The sequence below is a fragment of the Leucobacter luti genome (genome assembly GCF_004217175.1).
In the GTDB taxonomy this organism is placed as follows: Bacteria; Actinomycetota; Actinomycetes; order Actinomycetales; family Microbacteriaceae; genus Leucobacter; species Leucobacter luti.
The window spans coordinates 116,165-137,224 of sequence record NZ_SHKI01000005.1 but is presented as its reverse complement, the minus strand read 5'-3'; the positions used below and the strand labels follow the sequence as shown (position 1 = coordinate 137,224).

General features: G+C 70.1%; 24 protein-coding genes. 12 read left to right on the top strand and 12 right to left on the bottom strand.

Going from position 1 to position 21,060, the window contains the following annotated elements; all coding sequences use genetic code 11:
• Window positions 1–11 precede the first annotated feature (11 nt).
• Window positions 12–386, top strand: coding sequence for a GNAT family N-acetyltransferase (locus EV139_RS09780; protein ID WP_130454157.1), 375 nt, complete (start codon window positions 12–14; stop codon window positions 384–386).
• A 31-nt stretch (window positions 387–417) separates the two neighbouring features.
• Here the strand turns inward: EV139_RS09780 and EV139_RS09775 are convergent, their stop codons facing one another.
• From EV139_RS09775 to EV139_RS09755, 5 genes are all read right to left on the bottom strand, one after another.
• Window positions 418–1,182: an ABC transporter permease gene (locus EV139_RS09775; RefSeq protein ID WP_130454156.1), complete on the bottom strand. Its 765-nt coding sequence runs from the start codon at window positions 1,180–1,182 to the stop codon at window positions 418–420.
• The gene (locus EV139_RS09770; RefSeq protein ID WP_130454155.1) at window positions 1,182–2,030 is read right to left on the bottom strand and encodes an ABC transporter ATP-binding protein; all 849 of its coding nucleotides are present in this window, start codon (window positions 2,028–2,030) and stop codon (window positions 1,182–1,184) included. Before EV139_RS09770 ends, EV139_RS09775 begins: the two co-directional genes overlap by 1 nt.
• On the bottom strand, window positions 2,023–2,397 hold the full coding sequence (locus EV139_RS09765; protein WP_130454154.1) for a DUF1048 domain-containing protein: 375 nt from the start codon (window positions 2,395–2,397) through the stop codon (window positions 2,023–2,025). The genes EV139_RS09770 and EV139_RS09765 overlap by 8 nt, the downstream gene beginning before the upstream one ends.
• Window positions 2,398–2,509: 112 nt before the next feature.
• A complete protein-coding gene (locus EV139_RS09760; RefSeq protein ID WP_130454153.1) occupies window positions 2,510–2,833 on the bottom strand; it encodes a PadR family transcriptional regulator in 324 nt (107 codons plus the stop codon).
• A gap of 399 nt (window positions 2,834–3,232) precedes the next feature.
• Window positions 3,233–3,895 carry an asparagine synthase gene (locus EV139_RS09755; RefSeq protein WP_130454462.1) on the bottom strand — a complete coding sequence of 221 codons (663 nt, stop codon included), beginning with the start codon at window positions 3,893–3,895 and terminating at the stop codon, window positions 3,233–3,235.
• A 228-nt stretch (window positions 3,896–4,123) separates the two neighbouring features.
• Between EV139_RS09755 and EV139_RS09750 the strand changes: the two genes are divergently transcribed.
• Both EV139_RS09750 and EV139_RS09745 read left to right on the top strand, forming a co-directional pair.
• Window positions 4,124–4,444, top strand: a complete 321-nt coding sequence (locus EV139_RS09750) for a DMT family transporter (RefSeq protein ID WP_241989014.1) — start codon at window positions 4,124–4,126, stop codon at window positions 4,442–4,444.
• Window positions 4,445–4,849: a DMT family transporter gene (locus EV139_RS09745; RefSeq protein WP_130454151.1), complete on the top strand. Its 405-nt coding sequence runs from the start codon at window positions 4,445–4,447 to the stop codon at window positions 4,847–4,849.
• Here the strand turns inward: EV139_RS09745 and EV139_RS09740 are convergent.
• Entirely contained in the window at window positions 4,846–5,556 is a 711-nt protein-coding gene (locus EV139_RS09740; RefSeq protein WP_130454150.1) for a metal-dependent transcriptional regulator, read from the bottom strand. The genes EV139_RS09745 and EV139_RS09740 overlap by 4 nt on opposite strands.
• 155 nt (window positions 5,557–5,711) lie before the next feature.
• Between EV139_RS09740 and EV139_RS09735 the strand changes: the two genes are divergently transcribed.
• Window positions 5,712–6,734, top strand: a complete 1,023-nt coding sequence (locus tag EV139_RS09735) for a polyprenyl synthetase family protein (protein WP_157993028.1) — start codon at window positions 5,712–5,714, stop codon at window positions 6,732–6,734.
• Window positions 6,731–7,750, top strand: a complete 1,020-nt coding sequence (locus EV139_RS09730; protein ID WP_130454148.1) for a LacI family DNA-binding transcriptional regulator — start codon at window positions 6,731–6,733, stop codon at window positions 7,748–7,750. Before EV139_RS09735 ends, EV139_RS09730 begins: the two co-directional genes overlap by 4 nt.
• A 1-nt stretch (window position 7,751) precedes the next feature.
• Here EV139_RS09730 and EV139_RS09725 read toward each other — a convergent pair whose 3' ends face one another.
• Window positions 7,752–9,278: an APC family permease gene (locus EV139_RS09725; protein WP_130454147.1), complete on the bottom strand. Its 1,527-nt coding sequence runs from the start codon at window positions 9,276–9,278 to the stop codon at window positions 7,752–7,754.
• 226 nt (window positions 9,279–9,504) lie between these two features.
• On the opposite strand from EV139_RS09725, the gene EV139_RS09720 reads away from it, so the two are divergent.
• Window positions 9,505–10,272, top strand: a complete 768-nt coding sequence (locus EV139_RS09720; protein ID WP_130454146.1) for a nitrilase-related carbon-nitrogen hydrolase — start codon at window positions 9,505–9,507, stop codon at window positions 10,270–10,272.
• Between the two features lie 110 nt (window positions 10,273–10,382).
• Here EV139_RS09720 and speB read toward each other — a convergent pair whose 3' ends face one another.
• The 3 genes from speB to EV139_RS09705 all read right to left on the bottom strand — a co-directional run bounded on the left by speB (window position 10,383) and on the right by EV139_RS09705 (window position 14,080).
• Entirely contained in the window at window positions 10,383–11,372 is a 990-nt protein-coding gene (gene speB / locus EV139_RS09715) for an agmatinase (RefSeq protein WP_130454145.1), read from the bottom strand.
• A 189-nt stretch (window positions 11,373–11,561) separates the two neighbouring features.
• On the bottom strand, window positions 11,562–13,235 hold the full coding sequence (gene pdxR, locus EV139_RS09710; protein WP_130454144.1) for a MocR-like pyridoxine biosynthesis transcription factor PdxR: 1,674 nt from the start codon (window positions 13,233–13,235) through the stop codon (window positions 11,562–11,564).
• Window positions 13,232–14,080 (bottom strand): DNA-methyltransferase, encoded by an 849-nt coding sequence (locus EV139_RS09705; protein ID WP_130454143.1) that lies wholly within the window; start codon window positions 14,078–14,080, stop codon window positions 13,232–13,234. Before EV139_RS09705 ends, pdxR begins: the two co-directional genes overlap by 4 nt.
• 110 nt (window positions 14,081–14,190) lie before the next feature.
• Between EV139_RS09705 and EV139_RS09700 the strand changes: the two genes are divergently transcribed.
• Together EV139_RS09700 and EV139_RS09695 are read left to right on the top strand one after the other, a co-directional pair.
• Complete coding sequence (locus EV139_RS09700) at window positions 14,191–14,547, top strand: VOC family protein (protein WP_130454142.1); 357 nt, start codon at window positions 14,191–14,193, stop codon at window positions 14,545–14,547.
• 48 nt (window positions 14,548–14,595) lie between these two features.
• On the top strand, window positions 14,596–15,093 hold the full coding sequence (locus EV139_RS09695) for a YbaK/EbsC family protein (protein WP_130454141.1): 498 nt from the start codon (window positions 14,596–14,598) through the stop codon (window positions 15,091–15,093).
• 50 nt (window positions 15,094–15,143) lie between these two features.
• On the opposite strand, the gene EV139_RS09690 is transcribed toward EV139_RS09695, so the two are convergent.
• Together EV139_RS09690 and EV139_RS09685 are read right to left on the bottom strand one after the other, a co-directional pair.
• Entirely contained in the window at window positions 15,144–16,283 is a 1,140-nt protein-coding gene (locus EV139_RS09690) for an enoyl-CoA hydratase/isomerase family protein (protein ID WP_130454140.1), read from the bottom strand.
• Window positions 16,284–16,346: 63 nt separating this feature from the next.
• Window positions 16,347–17,669, bottom strand: a complete 1,323-nt coding sequence (locus tag EV139_RS09685) for an MFS transporter (protein ID WP_241989013.1) — start codon at window positions 17,667–17,669, stop codon at window positions 16,347–16,349.
• Window positions 17,670–17,752: 83 nt separating this feature from the next.
• On the opposite strand from EV139_RS09685, the gene EV139_RS09680 reads away from it, so the two are divergent.
• From EV139_RS09680 to EV139_RS09665, 4 genes are all read left to right on the top strand, one after another.
• A complete protein-coding gene (locus EV139_RS09680; protein WP_130454139.1) occupies window positions 17,753–18,589 on the top strand; it encodes a DUF3097 domain-containing protein in 837 nt (278 codons plus the stop codon).
• Between the two features lie 115 nt (window positions 18,590–18,704).
• On the top strand, window positions 18,705–19,565 hold the full coding sequence (locus EV139_RS09675) for an arginase family protein (protein ID WP_130454138.1): 861 nt from the start codon (window positions 18,705–18,707) through the stop codon (window positions 19,563–19,565).
• Complete coding sequence (locus tag EV139_RS09670) at window positions 19,562–19,966, top strand: Fe-S oxidoreductase (RefSeq protein ID WP_130454137.1); 405 nt, start codon at window positions 19,562–19,564, stop codon at window positions 19,964–19,966. The genes EV139_RS09675 and EV139_RS09670 overlap by 4 nt, the downstream gene beginning before the upstream one ends.
• A 32-nt stretch (window positions 19,967–19,998) precedes the next feature.
• A complete protein-coding gene (locus EV139_RS09665) occupies window positions 19,999–20,928 on the top strand; it encodes an alpha/beta fold hydrolase (protein ID WP_130454136.1) in 930 nt (309 codons plus the stop codon).
• The last annotated feature ends 132 nt before the right edge of the window (window positions 20,929–21,060 follow it).

Sequence of the window (21,060 nt, the reverse complement as noted above, 5' to 3'; positions counted from 1 at the left end):
AGTCTGGGCGCATGGCCAGATACTTGACGGAGGACGAGGCCGCCGCGGCGGGCTTCGAGATCGTGCACGAGCCGAAACAGGACCGCTTCGCCCTGTACCTCGACGCCGCGGACGGCAGGCGCCTCGTTGGGGAGGCGCAGTACCGACTCGTGGGCGAACCGGGCCCGGGGGCGAGCGCGGCACCGGCCACGGACACCGCCGCAGGCACCATCGACTTCACGCACACCGCGGTGCTCCCCGAGTTCCGTGGAACGGGCCTCTCTGGGATCCTGGCCCACCACGTGGTCACCAACCCGATCGTGCACGGCCGCCGCGTGCTCACGACGTGCTGGTTCATCGAAAAGTATCTCGCCCGGCACCCCGAGCTGCTCGGCGCCGGCGCGTAGCCGCGGCTGGGGCGGGGCCCCGGGCCTGCGCCTAGCGCAGCCTGCGCCGGTAGCTCGCTGTAGCGACCGCGTAGGCCACGGCAAGGATGCCGAGCAGCCAGGCGAGCGCCGTCCAGATCTCCGCACCGACAGGCTGCTGAGCGAAGAGCGCACGGATCGTGTCCACGACCGCGGTCACCGGCTGGTGCTCGGCGAACCACGCCACGGGGCCCGGCATCGAGGCCGTCGGCACGAACGCCGAGCTGATGAACGGGAGGAAGATCAGCGGATAGCTGAACGCGCTCGCCCCGTCGACGGTCTTCGCCGAGAGCCCAGCGATCACGGCCACCCAGGTCAACGCGAGGATGAACAGGATCAAGATCCCGGCCACGGCAAGCCACCCCGCGGGCGACGCCCCCGTACGGAATCCAAGCAGCAGCGCGACCCCCACTACGAGCGCGAGGGACACGAGGTTCGCGGCGAGCGAGGTCAGCACGTGGCCCCAGAGCACACTGGAGCGGGCGATCGGCATTGACTGGAAGCGGTCGAGGATGCCGCTCTGGAGGTCGAGGAAGAGGCGGTAGGCGGTGTAGGCGGTGCCCGAAGCGATCGTGATCAGCAGGATCCCCGGCAGCAGGTACGAGACGTATGACCCGCTGGAGTCAGTGGTGATCGCGCCGCCGAGCACGAACACAAAGAGCAGCATCAGGGCGACCGGAGTGACCGCGGTGGTGATGATCGTGTCGGGGCTGCGGAGGATGTGGCGCAGCGACCGGCCGGTCAGGACGCGGGTGTCGCTGAGCACGGTGGAGGTCATTATGCGGCCTTCCCCGAGCTGTCGGCGCCCGCGCCCTCGTCGTCTGCGCCGTCGTCGCCGACGAGCGCGAGAAACACGTCCTCGAGCGACGGCTGCTTCTCGACCACCTCGACGCGCGCTGCCGGCAACAGCTGCCGCAGCTCGGCGAGGGTGCCCTGCTGGATGATCGTGCCGCGGTGCAGGATCGCGATCCGATCGGCGAGCCGCTCGGCTTCCTCAAGCATCTGAGTGGTGAGCAGCACGGTGACGCCGCCGCGCGCGAGCGCCACGATGGTGTCCCACACCTCTATGCGAGACTGCGGGTCGAGACCCGTAGTTGGTTCGTCGAGGAAGATCACCCGCGGGTCGCCAATGAGGCCCATGGCGATGTCGAGTCTGCGCCGCATCCCGCCCGAGTAGCTGCCGGCCCGCCGCCCGCCCGCCTCGGTGAGCGCGAACCGGGCGAGCAGCGCGTCCGCAACAGCGGCCGGCTCCCGCTCGTGGCGGAGACGTGCCACGAGCAGGAGATTCTCACGCCCCGTCAGGACCTCGTCCACGGCGGCGAATTGGCCGGTGAGGCTCATCACGCGCCGCACCTCGGCCGGGTCGCGCGCCACGTCCCAGCCGAGCACGCTCGCTGTGCCGGCGTCCGCGCGGAGCAGGGTCGCGAGGATGCGCACAAGCGTCGTCTTTCCGGCGCCGTTCGAACCGAGCAGTGCAACGACGTGCCCCGCTTCGACGTCGAGGTCGACGCCGCGGAGCACCGCTACCGCGCCGTACGATTTCTCGATGCCGCGAACGCTGACGGCTGCGCCGCCCGCCGCACGAGTTCCGCCACCGACGCCGCCCGGAGCCGCCCGGTCAGACATGATCCCGTCCGCCCCCGGCGGCTGCATTGACCGCGGCGACGAGGCGCGCGCGCTCCTTGTCGATCCACTCCTTCCCGGCGTACGCGCGGGCGAAGGTCTCGGCGAACTCGACGGGGTCCTCCCCCACGATCTCGCGCACGGGGGTGCCGTCGACCGCGGCGCGCTCCCACAGGTCGATGTGGTCACCGAGCATTGTGACGAGCGTGTCGCCGTCGGTGTACCCGGCCCAGTAGGTGAAGTACCGCTGCAGGGCCTTCGCCGTTGCGCGGTAGGGCTCGGGCAGCGCCTCGAGCCGTGCGACATGCTGCTTGTACTGCTTCTTCTGTTCGAGCGAGCCCGTGAGGGCTTCGATCCACTGTGCGGCCATGGTGTGGCTCCTTGCTGGGTGAACTGCGTGGGGATGTGTGGGGATGGGGAGGCGCGTAGGCACCGGTGGGGTGCGGGCGCCGGTGGGGTGCGAGCGCCGATGAAGCGCGGGGCTACGCCGGGCGGAGGTGCTCGATGCGCGCAGAGAGGACGCCCCAGGTCTCCCAGAAGTCGGCGAGCTGCTCGCGCCCGGACTCGTTCAGCGAGTACACCTTGCGCGGCGGCCCCTTCTCGGACGGCACCTTCTCGACGTCGACCAGCCCCTTCTGCTCGATCCTGATGAGCAGCGCGTACACGGTGCCCTCGGCGATACTCTCGAAGCCCTCGTCGCGCAACCTGGTGGTGATCTCGTACCCGTAGGCCGGCTGATCCCGCAGGATCGCGAGCACAATGCCCTCGAGAGTGCCCTTCAGCATCTCGGTCATGTGGCTAGCCATCGACCCACCTCTCTACTTAGCGTTATTGACTACCACTAGACAGTAACACTAAGTACCGGTACATAGCAACACTGAATACCGGTCGACCTCCAGAGGCGCTGAGAGGGGATACCAGAGGTACCGCCGCCCCTAAGGAGCGCGACCGGGCTTCCGCAGGCTCCGCGGGCCACACCGGGTGGCCGAGGCCGCGCGGACCACCCGAACTCACGCAGGAGATCCGAACTCACGCAGGAGATCCGAACTCAGGCGGGGAGAATCGGGCGAATCCGTCCGCCTGAGTTCGGATCTCCTGCGTGAGTGCGGGCAGGCTGGCGGGCAACACGCAGATCCCAAGCGCAGCGCGCAGAAGCGAAGCGGACAGCGCAGCGCGCAGAAGCGCACGCGGACAGCGCAGAGCGGCTAGTCGCGGTCCTTGCGCTTGAACAGGCGCGGCTTGTCGGCCTTCTCCGAGGCCGGCGCTGCGACGTGCTCCTGGATCAGCGAGGTGAGATCCTTCTCGATCAGCTGCTGGATCCGGCTCTCGCGAGCCTCCTGGTACTCCTCCGACGCGCCACCGCTGTAGTACGGGTGGGTCGCGCGCTCCTTGAGCGAGTCGCCGATCTCGTCCCAGGCCATGTCACGCGCGCGCTGCGCCGTCGCCCGCAGCGCCTCGTCGTCCGCGGCGCGGGCGTGCAGCTCCTCCGCGACCCGCTCGTAAACCTCTTGGCGGTGGCGCAGCGTGCGGTTGTCGTCGTTGCCGTAGTCGGACTCGCTCCACGAGCTCCTACCGGTATCGCGAATCTCGCCGCGCATGCGCGCGATGTGCTTCGCGTCGCGTTCGCGTTCCTTCGCGAGGTCCTCGGTGGCCTGGCGCACCATCTCGACGATCTGGTCGCCGTCGTAGTCGACGTGCTTCTGCAGCGCGTTCATAATGATCGCGTTCTTCACGGACATGCGCACCGCGACATCTGCGACGAGGAGCCCCTGCTCTACGATCTCCTCAACCGGAGCCAGTACGCGCTTCGGCAGTCGGCGCAACGGGCGCGAGCTTCCCCGTTTGCGCTTCTTCGACCAGCCGAACACTGTGCTCCTCTCGCGCGCCCACGCGGGCACTCCCCCATTATCCCGGATTCGGGGCCGTTTTCGCAGCCCGATGACCCCGCGGGTCCGCACACTCGAGCGCGGCGAGCCTGTGCAGCAGCTGGGCACGCGTGTGTGCCGGGTGTGCGAAACTTGAGAGTGACCCCGATGCAGGGGTGCGGACGAGGGAGCAGTACCCGCACACTGACGACTGCCAGAAGGATCGTCGTCGTGTCGTTTGCATGGATTGCCCTCATTGTGAGTGGCCTGCTTGAGGCGGTGTGGGCCACCGCGCTCGACTCCTCGAAGGGGTTCCGTCGGCTGTGGCCGACCGTCATCTTCCTCGCGTCATACATCGCCAGCATGGTCGGCTTGGCCATCGGGATGAGCGAGATTCCCGTGGGCACCGCGTACGCCGTGTGGGTGGGGATCGGCGCTGTGCTCACCGCGGCCTGGGCAATGATCACCAAGAAGGACCGCGCCACGGTGCTGCGCGTCGCGCTGCTCGCCGGGCTGATCGCCTGCGTGGTTGGCCTGAAGGCGGTGAGCTAGATGTCTCCGCGGAACTCCCGCCCGGCACAGCCGGCCGCCGAGAAGACCCCGCTGACCCGGCACTGGGTGGTGCTCTTCGCGAGCGCGGTGCTCGAGGCGGTGTGGGCGCTCGCGCTCAAGGAGTCGCACGGCTTCACGGTGCTCGCGCCCACGATCGTGTTCGCGATCGCGAACCCCATCAGCCTTATCGGCCTCGGCTACGCGATGCGCGGCCTCCCCGTGAGCGTTGCCTACGCGATCTGGACGGGGCTCGGCGCGGCGCTCACCGTGGGCGCGTCGATTGCCATGGGCATCGAAACCGTCTCGATCCTGAAGCTCGTGTTCCTCGCGGGGATCGTGGGCTGCGTGATCGGGCTTAAGTTCGCGAAGGATCCCGCGGCAGCCCCGGCACGGGCGAGCGCCTAAGAAGCGGTGTCGGATCCGGCGGCAGCGTCGGATCCGGCCCCCGCTACCCACACCGAAGCGGCGGCCGCAGCGCCCAGGCTCACGGGTTCGGCCCCGCCGCCGATGCGCACGGTGACCGTCTCGGAGTACGGCTCCCCCGGCAGCACCTCAAGCTCGGCGTCGACGACCAGGCCGCGGCTGGCAAAGTACTGCAGCATCGCCGTGTCCGAATCGGAGATGCGCTCCACGCGGACCCGGCACGGCGCAGTAACGCTCGCGAGAATCACGGCGTCTGGACGGTGCACGCGGCCGTCGGCGCTGGGGATCGGGTCGCCGTGTGGATCGCGCGTGGGGTACCCGAGCGCGCGGTCGACACGATCGATGAGCCCGTCCGAGACGGCGTGCTCCAGGCGATCGGCCTCGGCGTGCACTTCGTCCCACTCGTAGCCGAGTGCCTGCACGAGGTACGTTTCAAGGAGGCGATGCCGGCGGATCATCGAGACGGCGTGTTCACGGCCCGCATCGGTGAGCGTGACGCTTCCGTAGCGCGCGTGCCCGATCAGCTCGAGGTCGGAGAGCTTGCGGAGCGCATCGGACACGGTCGACAGCCGCACCCCGGCCGACTCTGCGATCGCGGAGTTCGATACTGGCGCGTCTGACCACTCCTGCAGCCCCCAAATCACCTTGAGGTAGTTCTGCATACTCGGGGAAAGATCGTCCACACTCACGCACTCAGGATAGCCCGATCGGTCGGGTGGAGCCCGCGCGACGTCGAGGAGCCGAGGACGCTGGAGCTATATACCGAATGCTGAATCGATTTGGCATGGCGCAACCCCGGCCCGTACGCTGGAGGGATCGAGCCAACCCTGAGCCGGAGGATCGCATGGACGCGCACCGCACTCCCGACTCCGATTGCGCTGAGGGCGGAGCAGCCCACGTCTCCCGCATTCACGCAGCGACGGCCGACTATCTGCGTGAGCTGACCGTTCACCGGTTTGCCAGCACGCCGCTACCCCGACAGCACCCGGAAGTCATCGCCGCTCTCGCCGGGGGCAAACATCTGCGGGCCCGCGCGTTCATCGCGACCGCGCTTGCTTACGGTGCGCGGGACGAGCGGCTCCTGCGCGAGGTCGCGGCGGCGATCGAGCTGATTCACACGGCATCCCTCGTCCATGACGACATCCTCGACGACTCGTCGCTGCGCCGAGGGGTGCCCGCGCTCCATGCAGCGACCTCGACGGGCACGGCGGTCCTCGTTGGCGACTCGCTCGTCGCCCTCGCGTTCGAAGCCGCCGTGGGGCGCGCAGGCGAGGTGACCGCCGCTCTCGCCCGCGCGTTCGGCGAGTTGTGCCTCGGTCAGCTCAGCGAGCCGGAGCTGGGCTGGGCCAACGACGCGCTCCCCGCGCTTGAACGCTACGGCGCCCTCAAAACGGGTGCCCTGTTCGGCGCCGCACTTGAGTGCGGCGGAATCGTAGCGGGGAGACCCCCCGCCGAGTGTGCCATGCTGCGCACGGCCGGGGTGCGACTCGGCCTCGCATTTCAGCTCGAGGACGATTTGCTTGACGTCCAGGGCGACGCCGCAGCGCTTGGCAAAGACCACGGGGCCGATTTAAGAAACGGAATCCCCACGTACCCACTGTGGCTTGCATATCGCGCACTGACCGCCGACCGCGCCGGTGAAGTCGCCATTACGCCAGGTGAGCTGGCCGCGACGGCCAACTCAGCCTGGATCGCGGATCGCACTGCGCAGCGCGTCGCCACGCTTGTTTCGGAGGCCCGCGCCACCGTGCCGCAACCAGCGCACGCGCGACTCCTGGAGATCGCCATCCAGACCGTCGTACCCGCCACGGTGCCACCCACCCCGCACCCCACAGAGACTCTCCCCGACGGAAGCGAGACCCCATGAAGCAGCGCCGCATCACCATCAAGGACGTCGCTCACGAGGCGGGCGTTTCCGTGGCCACCGCCTCTGAGGCACTCAACGGAAAGGGGCGAGTCGCTCCCGCCACCAGACAGAACGTCATCGACACGGCGGCACGGCTCGGCTACTCAGCGAACCGGCTCGCAAAGAACCTGAACGCTGGCCGCACTGGGTCACTCGTGCTCGCTGTGTCGCCGCTGTCCACCCAGTCACCCTCTCCCGGCATCCAACCGGAGTGGGACGTCGAGTACTACTTCCGTGTGCTGAGTGGGGCAAGCGCGCACGCGTTCAAGCGCGGGTTCCTTCTTTCGATGCTCCCGTCGAGCGAATCGTCACGCAACTTCCTTTCTGCCGCCGACGGCCTCATCGTGGTAGACCCCAGCCAGGACGACCCGCTAGTGTCCGCCGCCGCCGCAATCGGGATCGCGTGCGCCACGATCGGACGCAACTGGGACGATCTTTCTTGGGTTGACAACGATTTCTCAGCAGGCACGATGACGGCGCTCAGTCACTTGAGCGAGATTCAGCCGGCGCACCCCGCACTGTTCCTGAGCGAGACGAGCTCGTCTTACGTCAGAGACGAGCTCGCCGCGTACCTCGACTGGTGTTCGGAGGCCGGGCTTGACCCAGTGATCCTACGTTCACCAGGGCCGCGAGTCGACGAGGCGGAGCCAGTGATCACGGCAGCGCTCGCAGACCCCGACCGCCGCTTCGACGCCGTAGTGACGACGCTCGACACGCTCGCCCACGCCACCGAGCGCAGCGCTCAGGCACTCGGGCTCGACGTCCCCGGAGACCTCCAGATTCTGAGTCTGGCAGACAGCCGATACTTGGATTACGGACTCCAGCGCCCCATCACCGCGCTGGATCTCGACCCGGTCCGGCTCGGCGAGATCGCTGTGGAACTCCTTCTCGACACACTTGATGGAACAGCGGAGCGCCGCCGGGAACTCGTCCCGACGACGCTCACTGTGCGCAACTCGACGCGCACGCCCGAGTAGCTCAGCTCTCCCTGGCGGCGGCGAGGCCGTCACCCCGGCGCTCACGGACCCGACCTTCATCGTCGCCCTCGTCCTCGTCATCAGCCGATTCGTCGCGCTCGAACACCACGATCGTTGAACCAGTCGAAGCCGCGAAAAGCCGCTTTCGGTGCACCCACGCTTCGACCCCGATGCCGAGGAGCCCGATGGCGGCGATACCGAGCACTGTTGACCAGTCACTTGCCCAGCCGGCACCACTCTCGCGCGGCCAAGCGACATTCACGATCTGGAATACGAGCCAGATCAGCGCGAGCGAACCAACCGCCTTGCCGGCTCTGCCGAGAAAGAGCGTGGGGTCGTCGCTCCACCGCCCCCGCATCCGAGCTACGGCGATTCCGAGTACCGGGAACAAGAACGAGATGAAGAAGCCAACCGAGGAGAACGAGATCAGGGCCATCTGAATCCCCTCGCTCTGGAATGGCAGGAACAGGAGCGCCGCGATAATCGCGGTGACGATCACTGCGCGGCGTGGGAGCCCCGTCACACCAGACAACCGAGTGAGGAACCGGGCAAACGGCAGTTCACCGTTGCGGGCTGTGGCCCAGACGATTCGTGACACCGTGATCTGGATCGTCATGAGGCTCGCAGCAAACGCGACCACGAAGAGGGCGAGAATCGCCCGGAACACCGGCTCCGGGAAGGTCGCCGCAATAATTGCGACGGCGGGGTCTGCCGCGTTGTCTGGATCCTGCAGGAACGCGTCGCTCGGCACGGCGAGCGTGAACGCGAGCGTGCTGAGCAGCACGATGATCATGATCGCGAAGAAGGACACCACCATGGCGCGTGGCACTGCCCGCTTGGGACGCTTCACTTCCTCCGCGATTGAGCTCGCACTCTCGAACCCGATCGCGAAGTAGCTTGAGAACGCGATTGCCATCACGAGTGGGGCGGAGAAGAACGCACCGCTGTACTCACCAAGAGACTCCGGCGAGAGGTATTCGAGGCCCTGGTGACGCTCGAAGAAGAGCAGCCAGATCGCCACTCCAATTGACCCGACGGCCTCGGCGATGATGACGGTGACCATCAGGATCTTGATGAAGACTCGCCCAGCGAGGTTTACGAGCGTACTGAAGGCGAGCATCCCAACGGCGAGCCAGGTGACAAGTTCGTGCCCAGCGGCGGGAACGTCGAAGATGGGCGGAATGAGTACGGCTCCCGCGTACGCAACCGCCGGGAGCGTGATGAGGAGGGTCCAAATGTAGGTCCAGGAGGCGAACCAGCCGTATCGGTGCCCGAGCAGCCGGCGGGACCACTGGTAGATTCCCCCTGAATCGGCCCACTTCGAGGCAAGAACGCCGAGCGTGAGCACGACAATGAACTGGCCAGCGAACAGAATCATGCCGCCCCAGATAAACGCGGGGCCGGATGTGGCGAGCCCCACACCGAGAACGCTGTACACCGCCACAATTGGCGAGACGAACGCGAACGCTACGGAGAGCGCTGAGAACATGGTGAATTCACGTTTCATCACCGTCGGCGCCGTGGTCATAGAAACTCCTTTGCTTCAATTCGGCGACGGAGTGCGACGGTCGTCGGCGCATCCGCCCGGAGGTGGTCGGACACCCCAGGCACGTACCCCCTGCTCGGTCCGAAAGTCACGCTACCCCAGCCGAAACGTTTAGACAAGTCGCTATTTCGTTATTAATTACGTAGGATTCATACCTGAAACGATTTGGCAACAGTCAGCTCGCCCGCGTGCGCCCAGAGGAGAATTCATGCACTCGCTCCGAATTACTGTCATCCAAGACGCACCAGAGCCGCGAAACCCCGCGGCAAATCTCGCGCGCATCATCGAGCAGCTTCGCCGCGGAGACGCGGACCTCGTCGTGTTCCCCGAGCTCTTCGTTACCGGATACCAGACCGGTGGGCTCCCCGAACTTGCGCTCTCACCCAACGACCCACTGATTCGCACGGTCGCCGCAGCATGCCGGGAGACCAGCACCGCGGTACTGGCCGGTTTCATCGAACCCGCAAACCACGGTTTCTACGATGCGTACCTCGCCATCGATCGCGACGGCACGATCCACGACCCCATCCGCAAGACGCACCTCTTCGGCAACGAACGGGCCGCCTTCCTGCCCGGAGACCACCTTGCCCCGGTGACACTCTGCGGCACCAAGATTGGCGTCATCAACTGCTTCGAGCTTGAGTTCCCCGAGGTCGCACGCACCCACGTGCTCCGGGGAGCAGAGCTCCTGATCGCGGGCTCCGCGAACATGCACCCGTACGAGCTTGACCATCGGATTGCGGCCACCGCACGCGCGCTCGAGAATCGAGTGCCGCTCGCGTACGCAAACCGAGTGGGCAAGGAGTCAGGCCACCACTTCTGCGGGTCGAGCCGCGTCATCTCCGCCAACGGTGAAACACTGGCCGCGCTCGGCACCGCCGAGTCGGCCGAGATCTCAGCCACTGTGGACACGGGGCGAGCGACCTCCGGTCCGACCAACATGCTCGCGCAGCGACGTCCCGAGCTCTACGCGTAGGAGCCGTCAGCGCCGACACAGGCAGGCTCGCGCGCGGCGCGGATAGGCCACCCCTGGAAAGCGGGGACGCCGCGGCAGCAGCCACCGCGACGCCCCCGAACTCCATGGCGCTACCCGATGTAGATCGGCTCGCTCGGCGAACCTGCATGGAACGCGAGGGCTTCAAGCGCGATTCTGCCAGCGAAGAGCTGGGTGCGCGTCGAGTGATCGAGCGACGGCGCTGGCTCTGCGACGTCGAGCCCGATCAGGCCCGCCGGAGCGATTCCGCGCACGATCTCAAACGCCTCGCGAATGGTCATACCGCCAGGCGTCGGGGCGCAGGTGCCGGGCGCGAAGGCCGCATCGAGCGCGTCAACGTCGAACGTGAGATAGAACCCGTCCTCCCCCACCCGCTCGAGGATCTGCTCCACCGCCCACACCGTGCCCTTCGCCCAGATGTCTTCGAGCCAAATCACGCGAATCCCGTTGTCGCGGCAGTACTTCAGCTCGGTTTTCGGGTTCATCCAGCCGTTGATCCCCACGAGCACCATCTTCGCGGGATCATATCCATTGTCGACAGCGCGGGTGATTGTGCAGCAGTGACTCAGTTCTTCCCCACCGACATCCGGCGCGGAGTCGAGGTGGGTGTCAAACTGCACCCACCCCGGACTGGTGCCCGGCTTCTTCGCGGCCTTTCCCACCGGGATGCTCACCGAGTGGTCCCCGCCAAACACCACGGGGATCGCCCCACCCGCAACAATCTCAGTAATGTCCGCCTCGACCCGTTCAAACGTTTTTGGGGTGTTCCCGAGTGCGACATGGCAGTCGCCGCCATCGAAGAGCGGCAGGTGCGCGAACAGGTCAAAGTCGAACGTCGCCTGAAAATTCGTGTACTGCACCGAGGTCTCTCGAATCGCTCGCGGGCCGTAGTTCGCGCCACTGCGACTAATGGTGGTCGCGTCAAACGGGAAGCCGTACACGACCGCTTTTGCCCCGGCTGCCGCGATCGCCTCGCGCGTGAGCTCAACCTTCGGCACACCCATAAACGTGCCGCCGAGGCCGCCGTGCAGCAGTCCATTCCACATCGTCTCGTCGAACGATCCCGCCGATACTTCACTCATGTTGTCCTCGTTCCATAGTGGCGCGGCACACCGCGCCCCGAATGATGAAACGTTTTGGAGCCTCATTGCTTCACAAGCACTACGCTGCCGAAACGCTTCGGCAATCGTAACAGCGGGACTCCTTCAAAGTCCAGGAGATCGTGGCGCACCGCCCCCGCGCGACCCGCGGCCGCGGGCACCAGCCCCGGGCTAGTGAGTGTCGAGGATCGCGCGGAGCCGCACGAGCGCGTGCTCAAACTCGGCGTCGTCCGGGCCGCCCATGCCGAGCACGAGTCCGGCCATCCCGGGTTCGCGGTCTGGGCGCTGCCAGTAGCTCGCGAGCCCCTGCACGCCGAGCCCCTCGGCGCGCGCCACCGCGAGCACCGCGCTCTCGCGGGCCGCGGCGTCGCGGCCCGGACCGGCGCCGTGGCCGCGGACAGGACCGGGACCGGCGCTCGCACCGGAACCAGCGGCACCGGACCGCGAACCCGCGCCAGCACCGACGGTCCCCGCATCGGCACCCGCCGCACCGGCCCCCTGGAACTCGATCACGGCGTGGAGTCCGCCGTCCATCGGGCGCACCCGGACCCCGGCCGCGCCGGCCAGCCGGTCCGACACCGCGTCGCGCCGCGCCGCGTAGCGCCGCAGCATTCGGGCGGTGTGGCGCCGCAGCTCCCCGCTCGCAAGGTATCTCGCGAGCGCGGCCTGCACCACGCCGGAGACGGGGCCGCCGAGCTCGCGCCGCAGCGGTTCGAGCCGCGCCCGCAGCCCGGCGGGCGCGAGCAGGTAGCCAGCGGCGAGCCCCGGCGCGATGGTGCGCGAGAACGTCCCGAGCAGCACCACCGAGCCGCGCTCTGGATCGTCGAGCGCGGCGAGCGTGGGGAGCGCGCTTCCCGTGTAGCGCAGCTCCGAGTCGAAGTCGTCCTCCACCACCACCACCCCCGTACGCCGCGCCCAGGCGAGCAGCTCGCGGCGGCGCGGCAGCGGCAGCGAACCGCCGAGCGGATACTGGTGGCTCGGCGTGACGATCACTGCGTCGAGGAGCCCCTCGGGGAGGCGCCGCGTGTCGAGCCCCTCCGCGTCGGTCGGGAGCGCCACGATGCGCGCCCCGAAGCGCTGGGCGGCGCCGCGCAGCGAGGGCAGGCCGGGATCCTCCACCCCGACCACCAGTTCACGTCCCCGCGTGCCGCCGAGCGCGGTGAGGAGCAGCCCGAGCCCGTCGCGCGTACCGGCGGTCACCAGCACGTCGCTCGCGGCGCGCGCGGTGCCGCGCATGCGGCGCAGGTGCTCGGCGAGCTCGCGGCGCAGCGCCGGATCACCGAGCGCTGGCGGGGCCACGTCCACGCGCGCCGCAGCCTCGCGCCAGGCGCTGCGCCAGGCCGGGCCGACGACGGAGTCGGTGATCGGCTGCCCCGGCGCGAGCGGATCCGGCACGGCGGCCCGCTCGGGGGCGGGGTCCCCGGTCCCGGGTGTCGGCGCCTCGGGTCGTGGGACACCACGGGATCCCGCGGCGCTCGCGGCCTCCAAGCCCCCCGCGGCGCCTCCGGCTCCCGCGGTCGGCCCAGCCCCCGCGACCCCGGCATGCGACTGCCCCGCGCCGGGTTCCGTCAGCTCGAGGGCAGGGTTTACTCGCGTGCCGCGGCCGTGGCTCGCCGCGAGATAGCCCTCGGCGATGAGCTGCTCGTAGGCGACCACCACCACGCCGCGGGCCACGCCGAGCCGGCGGGCCAGCTCACGAGTCGCGGGCACCTGTTCGCCTGGCCGGAGCGTTGCCGCGTCGATCGCCTCGCGCAGGGCAGCGGCCAGCTGCACGGGCAGCGACGCCTCGGCCGCCCGGTCGAGCTGCACGGGGAACCCCCCGGCCGCGACGCCGACCTCGCTCATGCGAACTTCACCTCCCGGTCCGCGAAGCGCGCACGCATCACGTCGATCGCCTCGGGGTTGTCGTCGATGAGCACGAAGCGGCGATCGAGCTCCGCCGCCGCGGCCCCCGTCGTCCCGCTCCCCGCGAACGCGTCGAGCACCCAGTCCCCCGGGCGCGACGATGCCTGCACGATGCGCCGCATGATGCCCACGGGCTTCTGCGTGGGGTAGCCGGTGCGCTCCTGACCGGTGGGCGACACGATCGTGTGCCACCAGGTGTCGGTGGGGAGTTTGCCGCGCGCCGCCCGCTCCGGTGTGACCAGGCCGGGCGCCATGTACGGCTCGCGGTCCACGGCCTCGGCATCGAAGTAGTAGTGATCCGGCAGCTTCGCGTACACGAGAATATTGTCGTGTTTGGCGGGCCAGCGCCGCTTGGTGCGGGCGCCGTAGTCGTACGCCCAGATGATCTCGTTGATGAAGCACTCTGGACCGAACAGCGCGTCCAGCAGCACCTTCGCGTAGTGCACCTCGCGGTAGTCGAGGTGCAGGTAGAGCAGGCCGTCGGGCGAGAGCACACGCCAGGCCTCCTCAAGCCGCGGCTCTAAGAAGTCCCAGTAGTCGCGAAAGCGGTCGTCGTAGGCGAGCGTCATCTCGCGGGTGACGTCGTACCCCTGCCCGCGGAATCCCAGGCGGCCGCCCTCCGACCGCACCCCCCGCACCCGCTCCGCCTGGCGCGCGCGCCCGGTGTTGAACGGCGGATCGAGGTACACCACAGCAAACGCGCTCCCCGGCAGGCTGCGCAGGATCGGCAAATTGTCGCCCGCGTACACCACGTCGGGGCCGGCCGGTTCCCAGCGCTCTAGCATCCGTCAAGCGTAGCGCCCGGACCGGGCTGCCACGGGCGCGAGCGGCACGGGGCGCGGGGCCCGTCGGGTAGCGTGGACGGGACGCACCCGCGACCGAAGGAGCTCACCGCATGATTCGACTCGGCATGATCACGATCGATACTGGCGATGCGCGCGCGCTCGCGGCCTGGTGGGCGGAGCGCCTCGGCGGCGAGATCGTGCACGACGCCGACGGCTGGTTCTGCATCGTCCAGGCCCCGGAGGTGCCGCTCGCGCTCGGGTTCCAGCTGGTCGAGTCGCCGACTCCCGGCAAGAACCGGGTGCACCTCGACCTCGACCGCACACCAGATGTCGATCGCGACGCGATGGTGGCCGAGTGGGTGGCGGCCGGGGCGACGCACCTTGGGCGCCGCGGCGAGGCGGGCTTCTCGTGGGACACCTTCGGTGACCCCGACGGCAACGAGTTCTGCATCGGCGACCCGCACTAGCCGCGCGGTCGCGCCCACCCACACCTCATCTGACGCCAAAGGACACACATGAACACGCAGCGAGTGCGCGATCACCTGACCACGCTGGGGTGGACCGGGGACATCCTCGAGTTCGCCGAGTCGAGCGCGACCGTCGAGCTCGCCGCCGCCAAGGTCGGCACCGAACCGGCCCGGATCGCAAAGACCCTCGGGTTCTACGACCCGCAGGATCCGAGCCGCGCCGTGCTGGTGGTCGCGGCGGGCGACGCGCGCGTCAACGGCGGGCGCTACAAGCGCGAGTTCGGCGCGAAGCCGCGCATGCTCCAGGGCGACGACGTGCTGGCGCTCACCGGGTACCCGATCGGCGGGGTGTGCCCGTTCGCGCCGGCGGAGACCGCGCGGGTGTTCCTCGACGCGTCGCTGCGGCGCTTCGCGACGGTGTTTCCGGCTGCGGGCACGGCGACGAGCGCCGTCGAGATCCCGGTCGGCCGCCTCGCCGAGCTCTCGGGCGCGGCGGGCTGGGTAGACGTGACGCTCGGGTGGCAGGACGAGACGACGGCGCCGTAGCGGGCCGCGCGTCGAGGCCGCCGCACCCCTGGCTGCGCTCCCCGCCGGCGCTAGACCGCCGGGGTGAGGTCGAGCGCGGCCTCGCCGGGCGCGAGGCGCGGATCGACGATCGCGGCGAGCACCGCGGGGTCGAGATCCGCGATCGTCGCGGGCGACCACGCGGGGGTGCGGTCCTTGTCGATCACCTGGGCGCGCACCCCCTCAGCGAAGTCCGGCCGCGGCGCGAGCCGCCCGAGCACGCGGAGGTCGTCTGCGAGCACCGCGGCGAGATCCAGGCGCTCGCGGCAGGTGCGGTCGAGCTGGGCGAGAGTCACGGCGACCGAGGTGGGGCACATGCCCGCCACGAGTTCTGCGGTGGCCGCGGCCTCCGGGTGATCGCTCGCCGCGAGCGCCGCGCTCAGCCGAGTCGCCGCGCCGGCCGGATCGGCCGAGGCGGCGGGGTGCTCGGTTCCGAGCGCCGCTGCGGCGATCGGGTCCCACCAGGTCGCCGCGTCGATGACGGAGCCGGCGGCGGGCCGCGGCGCCGGCTCCGCGAACCGCGCGCACGCGAGCCCGGGCTCTTCCCCTGCGGCGAGCGCCGCGCGCAGGTCGCCGAGCCGCGCGCTGGGGACGAAGTGGTCTGCGAAGCCGAGCGCGAGTGCGTCGGCCGCGCCGAACTCGCCCGCGGTCACTGCGAGGAACTCGCCGAGTCGCCCCGGCGCACGGGAGAGCAGCAGGTGCCCGCCCACGTCTGGGGCGATCCCGATCCGCACCTCCGGCATTGCGAGCCGGCTGCGCTCCGTGACAATCCGGTGGGCGGCGTGCCCGCCCAGTCCGATCCCGCCGCCCATCGCGATCCCGTCCATGATCGCCACCACCGGCACCGGGGACGTGGCGATCCAGTGGTCGACGGCGTACTCGAGCGCGAGGATGCGCACCGATCCGACCCCGGAGAGCTCTTTGATGTCGCCGCCGCCGCAGAAGCCGCGCTCCCCCGCCCCGTCGAGCAGGATCGCGGTGGGGGCGTCCGCCTCGCGGGCGGCCGTGCGCGCAGCCCCGAGGGCGCGGGCGAGGATCCCGAACATCTCCTCCGAGAGCGCGTTGATGGCGCGCGGTCGGTTGAGCGTCACGTGGGTGATCGCGCCGTCGCGGCGCACGAGCACCAGCGGCTCGGTGGGGACGGCGGGGGTCGCTGGGGCTGCGGTGCTCATATCAGCACCGTAGCAGCGGCCGTCCACCGCGGCACTCGGTCGCGCCGTGGCGGACGGCTCGGGCTACGGGGTAGGCGCGTGGGCGTCGTAGCGCATGAAGCCGCGCGCGGTGCGAACGAGCACCAGCATGATGCCGAGGATCAGGATCCCTCCGATGAGCGGCGGGGCCCAGAGCGCGATCAGCGTGGCGAGCCCGCCGGCGACGAGGTCACCGATTCGCGGGCCGCCGGCGACCACCACGTAGAACAGCCCCTGCATACGACCGCGGACGTCGTCGGGCGCGGCGGTTTGCAGGATCGTGGTGCGGAACACCGCGCTGACGTTGTCGGCCGCGCCGGTTCCCGCGAGCGCGATGCACGCGAGCACGATGGCGGGCACCACGGGCTCGCCCGGAGCTCCGGGACCCACGATGAGTCCGGTGCCGAGCAGCACCACGCCGAACAGCGCGGTGCACGCGCCGAACGCTGCGACGGCGAGCGTCACGGCCCGGCCCTGCAGCCGCACGGCGCCGAGCGGCCCGGAGAAGAGTCCGCTGAGCAGCGCCCCCACGGCGAAGGCGGCCGTGAGGATGCCGACGGTGATGGGGCCGCCGCCGAGCACCAGCGCGCCCGCCGCGGGGAACACCACGCGCGGGGAGCCGAGGATCATGGCGATCAGGTCCCACACGAACGTGGCGCGCACGTTTGGCGCGTGCCGCAGGAACCGGAGGCTCTCGAGCACCGAGTCGAGCCCGAGCGCGCGGCGCGGGCCGTCGGGCGTGAGCGTGGGCAGGCTGAGGATCCCGAGGAACGCCCCCGTAAAGAGCACCGCGTCGAGCAGGTACGTCCACGGGAACCCCACGCTGGCGACGAGCACGCCGGCGACGGCCGGCCCGACGGTGATCGCGAGCCCCATGGTGATCCCGCTCAGCGCGGCCGCGGCCGGCAGCAGTTGCGGGCTGAGCAGGCGCGGCAGGATCGCACCGCGCGTGGCGCCGAGGATCGTCGCGGCGGCCGCGTTGACCGCGGCGAGCGCGTAGTAGGGCCAGGTGACCGAGACGTCGAGGAACGCGATCGTCGCCATGACACTGATGCTCACCCAGGCGACGATCGCGGTCACGAGGGCGACGCGACGCCGGTCGTACGTGTCGGCGAGCGCGCCGCCCACGAAGCCGGCGAGGATCATCGGGCCGAGCGCCCAGAGCGCCACGAACGACACGGCGAGGGTCGACTCGGTGAGCGCGTACACGTGCAGGCCAACCGCCACGATGGTCACCTGCGCGCCGATCTGGGCGACCGCGGTGCCGGTCCACAGCTTCGCGAACGCCGGGCTCTCGCGCAGGGGCGTGATGTCAACGAAGACGGATCTGGCGCGGCGTCTGGGCACGTGGTCGTCATCGTGGGGCACCGCTGTACGGTACCACCCGAGCGGTTCGCCGAGCGCGCTCGCGTCGCTCTGTTGCGCGGCCGCTCGTGCAATAGGCTCAGAGGGTGTTCGATGATCGGTATGACGGCGATCCGCTGGCCCGCATGAAGCCGCGGCGCGGCCCGGTTGAGCGGCGGGAGGTGCCGCTCGCGCGCGGTCTCGTCGTGGAGCACAGCGAGACCGAGTGGTGCGGTGCCGTGGTGGGCGCACGCGAGGGCCTCATCCAGCTCGAGGACTTCCGCGGCAAGGTCCGCGCCTTCCCGCTCAGCGACGGCTTCCTGATCGACGGGGAGCCCGTGCGCCTGGTGGCGCCGAAGCGCGCGCCGAGCGGCCGGCAGCGCACCGCCTCCGGCTCGTTCGCCACAGCCCCGCAGCGGGCGCGTGTGGCGATGCCGAGCCGCATCTTCGTCGAGGGCAAGCACGACGCCGAGCTCGTCGAGCAGGTGTGGGGCGACGATCTGCGCGTCGAGGGCGTGGTCGTCGAGCTGCTCCAGGGCGCCGACAACCTCGCCGACGTGCTCGCCGAGTTCGGCCCCGGCGCCGAGCGGCGCGCTGGCGTGCTGCTCGACCACCTCGTGCCGGGCAGCAAGGAGTCGCGGATCGCCGACGCGATCGCGCGCGGCCCGCACGGCGCGCACGTGCTGATCGTGGGCCACCCGTTTGTCGACATCTGGCAGGCGGTCAAGCCGGGCCGCGTGGGCCTGGAGGCGTGGCCCGTGATCCCGCGCAGCATTGAGTGGAAGAAGGGCATCTGCCTGGCGCTCGGCTGGCCCGGTGACGAGCCGGCCGACATCGCCGACGCGTGGTCGCGGATCCGCGGCCGCGTGCGCAACTTCCGGGACCTCGAACCGGAGCTCGTTGGTCGCGTAGAGCACCTCATCGACTTCGTCACCGTCGGGTAGCTGCCCCGCGTCCTCGGGCGCCGCGGATCCGCCTGATCCGGTGCGACATACTCGGCAAGTTTGGACCCGTGCGGGGCTACCATGAGATCGGGAACCGGAGTTCAGGGAGGCCCACGTGTCAACACCCGCTTATCTCGTAATGCCGCAGTGGCAGGGGTCCCCCTCGTCACGCGCGATGCGCCTCGCGGACGGCGCGGCACTGCTCAGAGAAGACCTGCCGCCCACCGCACGCGTGGACGTTGCGGTCCCGCTCGAGGCGGGTGACGCGCTCGGCACCCCCGTCGCCAGACTGAGCAGTCTCGTGCAGGCTCGCGACGCGGCACGCACCGCAATCTCGGGGGCCGTCGAGAGCGGCCACGACACCCCGATCATCCTCGGCGGCGACTGCGCTTCCTCGCTCGCGGGGATCGAGCACGCCGCCTCCGGCGACGGCACGCTCGCGGTGCTCTGGCTCGACGCGCACCCCGACCTGCAGCACCCGGACACGTCGCCCTCGGGCGCCGCCTCCGGCATGACCCTGCGGCACGCGCTCGGCGACGGGGCGCCCGAGCTGGTGTCGGCGCACCCCCTCGACCCAGCACGGATCCTGCTCGCGGGAGCTCGCGCGTACGATCCGGAAGAGGACGAGGTGGCCGAGCGGCACGGGATCCGGGCGCTCGCACCCCACGACTCCCCCGACGAGTTTGCGGCGCAGCTCGTTGCCGCGCTCGGAGACGCCGACCGGCTCTACGTGCACATCGACCTCGACGTGCTCGATCCGGCCGAGTTCGCCTCGGTGCACACGGCGGTGCCGTTCGGCCTCGGCATCGGCCACGTCACGGCCGCGCTCCGCGCCGCCGTCGCGGCGGTCCCCCTGGCGGGCGCGGCGATCTGCGAGTTCGCGCCAAGTGATGACGCAGCCGCCGCCGAGGACCTCCCCACCGTGCTGCGGATCCTTGCGGCGCTCACCTCCGGCGGCCAGCGGGCGGCGGCGTGAGCGCGACACCGCGGGCGCTTCCCCTCGCGCGCCTCGGGTACTGGTACGCGACCGCGGTCGGCTTCGTGTGGGGAACGATCTGGAGCACCGGCAGGGTGGAGCGGCACGACGGACTGTGGGTGTTCCGGGGCATGCCCAAGTGGACGTTCGGCCGCGGCGGGAGCTGCGTCGGCGCCTGCTACCTCACCGCCCACAACGCGGGTCCCGCGGTGCTGCGGCACGAGCGCGTCCACGTGGAGCAGTGGCGACGCTACGGCCTCGCCCTTCCGCTCCTGTACGCGCTCGCCGGGCGCGACCCCCTGCAGAACCGGTTCGAGATCGAGGCTGGTCTGCGCGACGGCGGCTACGTGCGCGGCCCCGTACCGCGCACCGCACCGCCCGCTGCTCCCGCGGCCCGCTGAGCCCCTGGCGCGGTGCGGCCTACACTTGACGCATGAGCACCGAGGCGAGCACCCCAGCGGACGACGAGTTCAGGTTTCTCGCGAGCGACGCCGCCCGTGTGGGACGCACCGGCCCGCTGCCTCAGGTGGCCCGAGTCGCCGTCCCGGTCGGTGACGGGCGCGCGCTCAGCGGGCTCGCGTTCGAGCCCGGGACGCCGCCGCGCCTCGTCGCGCTCCACGGTGCCGGGCTGAACGCACACAGCTTCGATCCGATGCTCCTCGCGCTCGACGCCCCGGCCGTCGCGCTCGACCTTCCCGGCCACGGGCGCAGCGACTGGCGCGCGGACGCCGACTACCGCCCCGATCACCTCGCCGACGACATCGTCACAGCCCTTGAAACGCTCGCACCCGAGCCCGTGGTGCTGCTCGGGCACTCACTCGGCGGGCTCACGGCCGCGCTCGCCGCCGCCGCGCGCCCCGAGCTCGTCCGTGCGCTCGTGATCGTCGACATCACCCCCGGCGTCTCACCGCAGGGCGACGCCGGGGCAATCGCCGAGTTCATCTCGGGCCAGCGGGATTTCGGGTCGATCGCGGAGATCGTTGAGCGAGCGATCGCCTTCGGTATCGGCTCCGATCGCGAGGCGCTCACCCGCGGCGTCGCGCTCAACACGCGGCACCGCCCCGACGGGCGGCTCGAGTGGACCCACCACTTCGCGCACCTCGATGGGCTCTCCCCCGCCTCCGACGATCCGCACCCGTACGCGCAAATCTGGGCGTCGCTCCAGACGCTCGAAGCGCCGCCGATACTGATCCGGGCCAGCCACGGCATGGTGGACGCGGCGCTCGCCGCGGAGTGGGCCGAGCAGCTCCCCGCGAGCCGCATTGAGACACTCACCGGACCGCACAACCTGCACGAGGCCGCGCCGCGCGAGCTCGCCGCGGCGCTCGCGCAGATCATTCCCGGGGCCGCGGGCTCCGCATAACAACCCTGCAACAAGGCACGGCTCAGTTCGGCGGAGAGCGCCCCCGCCGCGTAGTGTCGGCTATCGATGCTCGCGCACGGTGGCGCGTGGAATCACCTGCCCACCGCCCGCGCACGCCGCGTGCTTGATCCG